This window comes from Candidatus Neomarinimicrobiota bacterium, assembly GCA_018647265.1.
GTDB lineage: Bacteria > Fidelibacterota > Marinisomatia > Marinisomatales > TCS55 > TCS55.
This window is the reverse complement of record JABGTK010000146.1, coordinates 1-10,792: the sequence shown is the minus strand read 5'-3', so window position 1 is coordinate 10,792 and position 10,792 is coordinate 1. Positions and strand designations below refer to the sequence as shown.

General features: G+C 42.0%; 8 protein-coding genes. 7 read left to right on the top strand and 1 reads right to left on the bottom strand.

The window, feature by feature from the left end; all coding sequences use genetic code 11:
• From HN459_09225 to HN459_09200, 6 genes are all read left to right on the top strand, one after another.
• Positions 1-813, top strand: an 813-nt coding sequence (locus HN459_09225; protein ID MBT3479625.1) for a class I tRNA ligase family protein, incomplete at its 5' end; no start/stop codon positions are given.
• On the top strand, positions 810-2,147 hold the full coding sequence (locus HN459_09220; protein ID MBT3479624.1) for a hypothetical protein: 1,338 nt from the start codon (positions 810-812) through the stop codon (positions 2,145-2,147). The genes HN459_09225 and HN459_09220, both read left to right, overlap by 4 nt.
• Positions 2,148-2,153: 6 nt before the next feature.
• Entirely contained in the window at positions 2,154-4,241 is a 2,088-nt protein-coding gene (recG, locus tag HN459_09215) for an ATP-dependent DNA helicase RecG (protein ID MBT3479623.1), read from the top strand.
• A 115-nt stretch (positions 4,242-4,356) separates the two neighbouring features.
• On the top strand, positions 4,357-4,803 hold the full coding sequence (locus HN459_09210; GenBank protein MBT3479622.1) for a DUF1844 domain-containing protein: 447 nt from the start codon (positions 4,357-4,359) through the stop codon (positions 4,801-4,803).
• 3 nt (positions 4,804-4,806) lie between these two features.
• The gene (locus tag HN459_09205; GenBank protein ID MBT3479621.1) at positions 4,807-7,761 is read left to right on the top strand and encodes a DUF2723 domain-containing protein; all 2,955 of its coding nucleotides are present in this window, start codon (positions 4,807-4,809) and stop codon (positions 7,759-7,761) included.
• 71 nt (positions 7,762-7,832) lie between these two features.
• Entirely contained in the window at positions 7,833-8,870 is a 1,038-nt protein-coding gene (locus tag HN459_09200) for a glycosyltransferase family 2 protein (protein ID MBT3479620.1), read from the top strand.
• A gap of 1 nt (position 8,871) precedes the next feature.
• On the opposite strand, the gene HN459_09195 is transcribed toward HN459_09200, so the two are convergent.
• A complete protein-coding gene (locus HN459_09195; GenBank protein ID MBT3479619.1) occupies positions 8,872-9,696 on the bottom strand; it encodes a DUF4835 family protein in 825 nt (274 codons plus the stop codon).
• Positions 9,697-9,791: 95 nt separating this feature from the next.
• Between HN459_09195 and HN459_09190 the strand changes: the two genes are divergently transcribed.
• Positions 9,792-10,792 (top strand): HD domain-containing protein (locus HN459_09190; GenBank protein ID MBT3479618.1); only part of this gene is annotated, 1,001 nt, incomplete at its 3' end.

Here is a 10,792-nt window from a genome sequence, read left to right as displayed (position 1 = left end):
TGGATTCTGAGTCAATTGAACCAGACGGCCATAAAGGTCAATCGCCAATTAGATCGATTCCATTTTAACGAAGCGGCCAAAGCCATTTATGAATTTACTTGGAGTGACTTCTGCGACTGGTATATCGAAATAGCCAAAACACGATTTTATGGGGAGGATCCTAAAAAAGCAGATATTTCTCGGGCAGTGGCCGTTCATGTAATTAAAGGAATATTGCGGTTGCTCCATCCATATTCGCCTTTTATTACGGAAGAACTGTGGGCCCATTTCCGGGATGAAAATGATTTAGATTTGATTGTAACATCATGGCTGAATGGAGAACCATCCATAGAAGATAAAGAAGCGGATGGTTCAATGGCATTGTTGAAAGAGATCGTAACAGCTGTTCGCACTATTCGCAGCCGAATGAATGTGCCGCCCGGGAAAAAGGCGGACTTGGTTATCCGAAATGTGAACGGCAATCGAGGGCTGATTGAATCATTTGATGAAATTATTCGAACTTTAGGACGGATTGAAGAAATGACATTGGGGCAGGATTTGGAAAAACCAGATCAATCTGCTACGGCGGTAGTGCAAAAAATGGAGCTATTTGTTCCACTTAAAGGGTTAATAGATTTAGACCAGGAAAATGCACGACTTTCAAAACGGTTGAGTGAGTTGGAAGGCCATCTCACAGGTATCCGAAAAAAACTGTCCAACGAAAGTTTTGTCAGTCGCGCCCCGGCCAATGTGGTTGAATATGAAAAGAAAAAACTAGAAGATATGACAGCGGAATTTGAACTTGTAAAAGCAAACCTGGAAATATTGCAATGAAAAAAATTATCGGAATATTGACCTTGTTATCCTTCATCATGGGACAGTCAAACCATGCCACGATGACACTCTATAAAGATGATTTTGCTCTCATAAAGCAGCCCGTGGCATGGAATATACAACCGGGTGAAACCACCATGTCTTGGGATTTACTCCCCGTAGGAATGATTCAGGATTCACCTTTTTTAACCTTGGATAATGCCGCAGTAAAAATGCAGCGCCTCAACCAGGATGTTTTCCATTTCTCAGAACATCTTCACAATTATCTTGGTGAAACTATTGATATAGAACTAATCAATGGCACCTCTCTTACGGGAACATTAGTTGAGATCGCGGGCAGTACAGTTACCATTACCCGAAAGCGATCCATCATTTCATTTAAACGAGAACGAATTGACTATATTACCCTTCCGGGGAAACTTCAAAATGTCATGTTTAAACCTTCCCTTACGTGGGCAATTAATCCTGAGAAAAGATCCGGCCCTATTCGGGGCAGTCTTATTTATCTTTCCAAAGGATTTGACTGGGACGCCATTTACCGTCTTATCCTGGATGAATCTGGGAGCGGCGCAGAATTCATCGCTGAAGCTTATATTAAGAATAATAGTAACCTGGATTTCTCAAACTTGACCCTGCAATTGGTGGAAGGAAAACTAAAATACAATAGATCAGGTTCATCACCGCAAGTCATGTATAGAGCCATGGCAGCACCACAAGAAGATAGGGGTCCAAAAGAAGAACAGTTGGGTGATTATCATATTTATAACTTGGGTGGTAAAATGAGCATCAATGGAAAAGAAAGTATTACCACGCGATTATATGATCCGGTAAAGGTATCATTCCAAAAAACATATCTTTTTGAAAATGATGAACGGAGCCAGCGAGAAGAACCTTTGGGAATCGAATATCAAATCGCCAATACTGAAAAGAATAATTTAGGCATTCCACTGCCACAGGGGAAGATACAGCTTTACCAGTTGAGCAATAAAGGCGCGATTGAATTTGTGGGTGAAGACGAGATTCGCCAAGTGCCCAAAGGAGCTACAGCTACCATTATTTCTGGACGGGCTTTTGATGTGGTGGGTAAACGCACCGTTTTGAATTACGATCGTCAACGAAAAAGCGAAGAAGGATCTATCAGTATTGAAGTGACCAATACCTTGAATAACAAGATTGAGGTGCGTCTCATTGAACATATTTACGGCGACTGGGTGGTGCGGGATGCATCGGCCAATTACCGCAAAAAAGATGCTTCCACCATTCATTTCCCCATGACCATTCCCGCCAATGGTTCTCAAACTGTGACTTATACTTACCGCAAGGAATGGAATTAAAAAATTGTGCCTGAAAAGGCCATAACTCTTTCCACCTCTCTCCAATCCATTAAAGGCGTCGGCCCCGCCCGGGCGGATGCTTTATCTGCAGTCGGCATTAATACAGTGTCGGATTTGCTTCATTATTATCCTCGCAAGCATTTAGACCGTACTACCGTCACCCCCATTTCTAAACTTAAAAAAGAGATGGAAGCCACTGTTATCGGTAAAGTTGAAGCGGCAGATTTGCGTCGTGGGAAACGGCGACAATATTTCCAGGCCATTTTGTCCGATGGAAAAGGCATGATGAGCCTCACTTGGTTTAATGGCGCTAGTTATATCAAAAAAGCAATCAAGGTGGGAGATCGCCTCGCCGTGAGCGGGAAAGTGGAATTTTTTAACGGTTTCCAGATCGTTCACCCGGAATACGATAAACTAAAAGAAGATGAAGATCCGGTGAATTCTGGATTGGTGATTCCACTCTATTCAATTCCGGCCGAATTGAAAAAGACACGATTGGATAGCCGCGGACTTCGGCGCCTCATTAAGACCATTTCCGATTCGCTTAAGGAAATTCCCGATCATTTTTCGCCTGAATTCAGAAAAGAGAATAGATTAGCTCATATCAATAATGCTCTGCGAAATATCCATTTTGCCGAATCTGAGGACGTGTTGAATGAGGCCATTCATCGGTTAAAATTTGACGAACACTTTTTTCTTCAAATGCTCCTGGCCCTTCGAAAATCATCTTTACAACAAACCGGGACCAAAGCATTGAACAAAATCGGGCCACAAGTGAAACTCATTTCTGACAGTTTAGATTTTGAATTGACCAATGCCCAGAAAAAAGTAATCAAAGAAATCAAGGACGATATGGCCCGGCCATTTTCTATGAATAGACTTTTGCAGGGCGATGTGGGCTCGGGGAAGACCATTGTTTCTGTTTTGGCGGCGGCCATTGCGGTGGCGAATAATGTGCAAGTAGCGGTCATGGCGCCCACGGAAATTTTAGCCCATCAACATTTGGCATCATTTAAAAAGCACGCAGAAACGGCCCATATGACTTGTGCCATTCTCGTTGGTGGTACGCCTGCGAAAGAACGGCGAGCTATTCTTGATGGTTTAGCCGAGGGGCGGATTGATATTATTATCGGCACCCATGCCCTGATTCAAAAGGATGTAAAATTTAAAGAATTGGGTTTGGTCATTGTGGATGAACAGCACCGTTTTGGCGTCCTCCAACGGGGCGACCTTACATCAAAAGGACTGAATCCCCATCTCTTGGCCATGACTGCCACACCCATTCCAAGAACGTTGGCAATTACGTACCACGGGGATATGGATTTATCCATTATTGATGAAATGCCAAAGAATCGTATTCCTATTGTGACAAAAGTGGTGGAGGAACAACGACTGAAAAAAGTATACAATTTTATGAAAGATGAAGTGGCTGCTGGACGTCAGTGTATGGTGGTTTATCCATTGGTGGAGGAGACGGAAAAATCCGATTTAGCCGCCGCAGTAGAAATGCACGCCAATCTTTCTGAAAAAATATTCCCGAATCTAAAAGTAGGACTCATTCACGGGCGCATGAAAAAAGATGATAAAGATTCTGTCATGGATGCTTATGCCCGGAATGAAATTCATATATTGATTTCTACTACGGTGATCGAAGTGGGTATCGATATTCCCAATGCTACGGTAATGCTTATCGAGCATGCGGACCGGTTTGGTTTGACTCAACTCCATCAACTGCGGGGCCGTGTGGGTAGAGGGAGTGAAAAAAGTTACTGCATTCTCGTCCGCAGGAATTTTACTAACAATTCGAAAAAGCGTCTGCGGATAATGGAATCCACCAACGACGGTTTCGTGATTTCAGATGAAGATTTAAAAATCCGCGGACCAGGGGAATTCTTTGGGATTCGCCAAAGTGGATTCTTAAAATATAAAATTGCGGATATGGTGACTGATGGCCCCATATTGCGAAAAGCACGCCAAGCCGCTTTTGAGTTGGTGAAAGCTGATCCGAATTTAAATCAGCCGAAGCATGAATTGATTCGCATGCGATTCATGGCGGAATATCAGGATAAACTTGAGCGGGTGAATATTTCCTGATAATCTATAGAATATTCGATATATAACTGTATATGATGTATTTTCCCCGGCTGTTTTTGTCAGTATATGAAACATTTACACCGAATTTGAATTAAAGCCACTCAAGAGGAATATCATGGCCGAAGAACAATTAAAAAAAGAAGATCAATTATTTATTCATCTAGTGAACACATTCGTGCAGAGCGCGTGGATATCACTGGGAAAAGTTAAAAATCCTGTCACTGATACTTTAGACCGAAACTTAGAACAGGCTACCTATTATATTGACCTTTTGGATATGCTCCAGACAAAAATGAAGGGCAACCTCAGCGAATGGGAAGAGCAATATATTATCCATAGCTTGAGCGAATTAAAACTGAATTTCATCGACGAACAGAAAAAGGGCAGCGAGGGCGCTGCACAATCTGATGAGTCTGGAGAAACCAGTGATGCACAGGTGACTGAAGAGCAGAAGCCAGAAACTTCTGAAAAAGCTGAGAAAAAACCCAAAGCCAAAAATGAGACGAAGTCTCCCAAAGTGAAGAAGAAAGAGACGAAGTCTCAAAAAGAGAAGAAAGACTAACACTTGATCCATTCTGATTATATAAAACTCAATCGCATTTTCGCCGGGCTTGCTCTGGCGATCTCATTTTTGGTCTATTTGCTCACCATGGCCGACACCGTTCCTTATTGGGATTCGGGTGAATTTATTGCTACATCCTATATCTTGGGCGTGCCCCATCCTCCGGGAAGTCCATTATACCTTATTATTGCCCGCGTTTTTTCAATGATTCCTTTTAACCCGGATATTGCCTTTCGTGTGAATTTGATTTCGCCCGTTGTAAGTGCTTTGGCGGTAATGTATTTATATCTCTCCACTGTGAAATTGATCTCCAATTACCGCGGTAAAATCCAAACCCAAATGGATGCTATTATTACCTTTGGCGGATCGCTGGTTGGGGCTCTCACATTTGCCTTCACAGACTCCCATTGGTTCAATGCGGTAGAAGCGGAGGTCTATGGATTCTCTACATTTTTTACAGCTATTGTGGTGTGGCTTATCCTCCACTGGGCCGAGCGAGCGGACGACAAAGGGAATGAACGCTATATCCTGATTATTGCTTATATGATTGGTCTTGCTACGGGGGTTCATTTGTTGAACCTATTGGCGTTGCCATTTATTGCACTCATTATTTATTTCCGGAAATATAAATTTTCTTACAAAGGATTTCTCATTACATCCGCCATTACGGGTATTGTGTACTTGATAATCAATGCTGGCATTATTAACGGTATGCCAAAACTGGTGGATACTGTTGGATTGAATTTGGTCATTGTCCTTAGTCTTATAATTGTCGGTAGTATGGTTGCTGCCATTATTAAGAAAAAATTCCAATACGCTTTAGCGCTCACTTCTATCGTCCTCATATTAATCGGTTATTCCAGTTACGCCACCATATTTATCCGCTCAGGACAAAATCCTGCCATCAATGAAAATGATCCATCGACTGTCTCCCGAGCTATCGCTTATATGGAGAGAGAGCAGTATGGTCAAATGTTTCAGTTCCCCCGGCGATATACAGGCTTGCCACCGAAACATGAAGCTGTAGGGCGTCCTGCCAACGGCCGGGAATACACATCCTCACAGGAACGGGAATACAAATCTTACCGACCGGATAAACAGTGGAATTATTTCTGGAGTTATCAGGTTAAAAAAATGTATTGGCGGTATTTTCTTTGGCAATTTGCCGGACGAGGCCCTAGCACCGATGAATGGGTAACGGCTTATGGTGCCAATACCAAAGAAGATGGCGTTGATTGGTTTCAGTTTGGATTTCCGTTGGCTTTTCTCTTTGGACTTTGGGGCATGTTTTACCATTTTCAGCGGGATCGAGAGCAAGCATTTACTGTATTTAGTCTATTTCTCATGATGGGTTTGGCCATTATCATTTTTGTAAACCAGGATAATCCTCAACCGCGGGAACGGGATTATTCCTATGTGGGCAGTTTTTTCGCTTTTTCCATTTGGATCAGTATTGCTGTGGCGGCCCTAGGGGATAAGCTACATGCTATTTTTAAAGATAAACCAGCGGCAAAAAATGCAGTAATCGGCACCATGGCAGTGTTGCTTTTAGCGATGCCAGGCATGATGTTAAAAGCCAATTATCACGAACACGATCGTTCTGATAATCGTTTAGCTTGGGATTACAGTTACAATATTTTACAATCCTGCGAACCGAATGCGATTTTATTTACCAACGGAGATAATGACACATTTCCATTATGGTATTTGCAGGAGGTAGAAGGTGTGCGAACGGATATTACCGTAGCAAATCTTAGTCTTCTCAATACAGAATGGTATATTAGACAATTGCGTGACACCCGTCGTGGTCAAGTGGATCAAGATGGTCGTGAGTTGGAACGATTCATTAATATGTCTGACACTCAAGTAATGGATATTTCTTCCGGGCTTCAGCCATGGAAACCGCGAAATGTAAAAATTGCAGCGCCGAAATCTGGCAAAAATTCAGAAGGCTTTATTGAGTGGAAAGTGAACCCCACTTTTGCTGGTGCGGCCCTTATGGTTAAAGATATGATGATTTTAAAGATTATCAGTGACTCTCAATGGAAATACCCCATTTATTTTGCAGTAACCGTCCCCGGATCTAACCGTCTTGATTTAGAACCCTTTTTAGAAATGGAAGGATTGGTTTATCGCCTAAGGCCTCACAACGTGGATGGCCGTAATCCCATCAATGAAGAAAGAATGTGGACCAACCTTATGTCCGGGTTCAATTCTGAAATCTGGGAGCAAGATATTGAAGCGGCGGAATGGAATGAAAAAGAAAATATAATTTGGTCCAAACAATATATGCCAGGATACCTTTTCAGAAACTTAGGTAGGGAGGATGTATTTTATTTTCCCACCACCAATATTCGTCTGTTGCAGAATCTACGTAGTGCTTACATGCAGTTGGCCGCTTATCATTACATGGCATTTAAAGATAATGAGCGATCAGATGAGGATAAAGCCGAAATTCATCGTACCAAAGCATTACAGGTTATGACAAAAATGCAAGACAATATTCCTGAAAAAACAATTCGATATGACTCCAAGGACCTCTATTACCAAGTAGGGCGACTATTTGGCGAGTTGGGAAACAAGGATGAATTGCGACGAATAATCGATAATCTCATGATCCGCAATGATATAGATATCCGTGATCGATTGGATTTTGGTCAAGTCTATATTTCTCAACTAGATTCATTCGAAATGGGGCGAACTATTTTTGAAGGACTTTATGCCGATTTTAAAGAAATAGAAAGTGGCGATCGTCTGGCCACCCAAAAAGAAATGGAAGAATGGCGAAAGAGTTTCACCCAAATTGTTTCCTCACTTGTTTTTACATATAAACAATTGGATATGCGGCCTAAAGCAGAATTGGTTCTTGCCGATTGGTTGGATAAAAATCCCAACGATCCTGTAGCACAAAAATTGATGGAAGACTTGACGAAGGAAGAAGTAAGAGGTAAGAAGTAGGAAGGCATAGGGTGCGAGATTGTACGACATAATAAAATTGCCTTTTTCCTTTTTCCTTTTATTGTCAAATAATGTATAATCCTTTAGTCTCGGTAATCATTCCCCATTGGAACGGGATTGAGGTTTTGTCCGAATGTTTGGAATCTCTGGTTCAAACGAGATATCCAAATTTTGAAATTATTGTGGTGGATAATGCTTCCACTGACGGCAGCCCGGACTGGGTAAGCCTGAACTTTCCCCAAGTCAAATTAATAGAGAATGACCAAAACTATGGTTATGCCGGTGGCTGTAATCGTGGTGCCAAAGTAGCCAACGGTGACTATTTAGTATTCTTAAATAATGATACAATTCAAGATCATCATTGGTTGGATGGATTGGTTGACTTTATGAATCTCAATCAGGATGTGGCAGCGGTTCAGCCTAAAATATTAAACTATTTTGAACGGGATATTTTTGACTATGCCGGCGGTGCCGGTGGTTGGATAGATGTATTGGGTTTTCCCTTTGCCCGGGGTCGCGTATTTTTTGAACGGGAAAAAGATGAAGGGCAATACGATAGAATGCGTCCGATATTTTGGGCCAGCGGTACCGCTATCATGGTACGGAAATCTGATTTTGAATCGGCAAGTGGATTTGATGAAACATTTTTCGCCCATCAGGAAGAGATTGATTTATGCTGGAAGTTTCGCCTCATGGGGAAAGAAACCTGGGCTATTCCAAGTTCCGTGGTATATCACAAAAATGCCGTAACGCTGCCCATGTTCTCTCGGCAAAAACAATATTTGAATCATCGTAATTCACTGCTCATGGTTTTGTCTAATTACAGTCTACCCCTCACCTTATATATTACACCAATTCGTTTAGCGTTGGAGTTTGTGGCCTTGGCTTATTCACTAGTTCGCCTGGATATGAATCACTTTTTCGGCATCATTCAATCTTTATTGTGGATTATTACTCATCCCCATCTCATTTGGAAACGACGCAGACTTGTAAAAAAGATTCGCGTGGTAAAAGATAAAAAAGTTTTGCCCTGGTTATATTGGGGCAGTGTGGTCTTTGATTATTACATACGAGGCAAGAAACGATCGTCGGAGATTGTAAAAGAATAAGTTACTTTTTTATATCCCTTAAATATATCATTTTATTTTCCGGGTCAATATCGGCCAAATATCGCAGTGATTCATCTTGGCCCAATATAGTTAACCTATGGCTGATATCTTTAGTATGAGCTTTTAGAAAATACTGCATCCGTCCCACGGGAAAGCCGTATGCTACTTTTTTCAGCCCATCCATCATTAAGCCAAATTCCTTTAAGGCTGCATCGGGTTTGCCTTGATCAAATAGATCCATGGCCACATAGTAAGCAAAGCGAGCTTCTCGAAGACCTTTGTTTCCCGTTACTTCTTTTAGTAATTGTACACGAGAGGACCATCCTTTGGGAAAGTCAGAAGCAATCCCCCGGAGTGCAATCTCCCGCGCTTGATCGTAAGCATGGTTGCCGCCGTAAAATTCGTAAGTATCCATATACCCTGCCATTACCGCATAAGCGTAATAGGCAAGGAAGGAGCCCAGTGGATCAAAAATAACAGGGTCAAAATGGATGGCGCCCCCTGAACTAAAATAGAATTGAAGTGATTTATCAAAATACCGTAGATCCATTCCATCAGAAATCAATACTTGGGCATGGAATGTTTTAAGTCCCCCTTTTTGTGCCATACCCTGAAAAGCGAATGAAATGTGAAGTGGAATTTTGAGCCCCGAGAAATCGTCATCCCAGATACGTCCTGAATAAAAACGTGTTATTTCATCCCTGAGGGAAGATAACTCCTGTCTTTCGTTATCCCGAAGAAGACGGTCGTCGATGGTTACTTCAACTTTGCCAAATTGGGCCAAAACCATAGTCGTGGCGATGATGAGTGAGATTAGAATTCTCATGGCAAGAAAGTAAGGGAATTCTGACATCAAAAAAAGGGTCATCCTTAGAGACGTATAGCAATACGTCTCACCAATAATTTGTGTTAAATTTTACAATGGCAAATATTCAGTATTTACTCGACAGCCAGCCGGAGCCAAAATATATTCTAAAAGAAATTGGTGAGATTGCGGCTGCCAACAATAGAGAAGTGTATGTGGTGGGTGGTGTCGTCCGTGATCTATTCCTCGATCGAAAACTAAAAGAAATTGATGTGATGGTGGTGGGCGACGGGATTGAATTTGCCAATCTTATTGCCAAAAAAATGGGCATTAAAAAAGTAATTTCCTTTCCACGTTTTTCCACAGCCCATATTCCATCGAAGCCAATTCCGATTGAGGTGGCTGCCGCTCGCGAAGAATCCTACGAATCAGATTCTCGCAAACCATCAAAGGTAGTTTATACTGACTTGAAGGGTGACTTACTCCGTCGTGATTTTACGGTGAATGCCATGGCCATGAGTTTGGCGCCGCAAGATTTTGGTGAATTACACGACCCACACAATGGTGTTCGTGATCTAATGGCAAAACATTTGGTCACGCCATTGGATCCGGATGATACATTTTCCGAAGATCCATTGCGAATGATGCGGGGTGCTTATTTTGCTTCCGGATTGGGCATGCATATCGATGATAAGTGTTTTGATTCAATGCAGCGTCAGGCCGAGCGGATTCAAATTGTATCCCAAGAGCGTATTACCACAGAATTTTGCAAAATTCTTGCCACCGATAAACCATCGGTTGGATTGAACATTCTTCAAAAAACAGGATTAATGAAACATATATTTCCTGAGATTCATGTGATGTATGGCATGGATCAAACGGGTGAATGGCATCATAAAGATATTTTTTATCACACCATGCAGGTGGTGGATAATGCGGCAAAATTATCGGATAAAATGGAAGTTCGGTTTGCGGCCCTTGTCCATGATATTGCGAAACCAAACACCCGTCGAATTGATAAAAAAAAGGGATATACTTTCCACGGTCATGATGCGGTGGGTGAACGGATGCTCAATAAAGTGGGCAAACGGATGAAACTATCCAACGAATTAAAGGA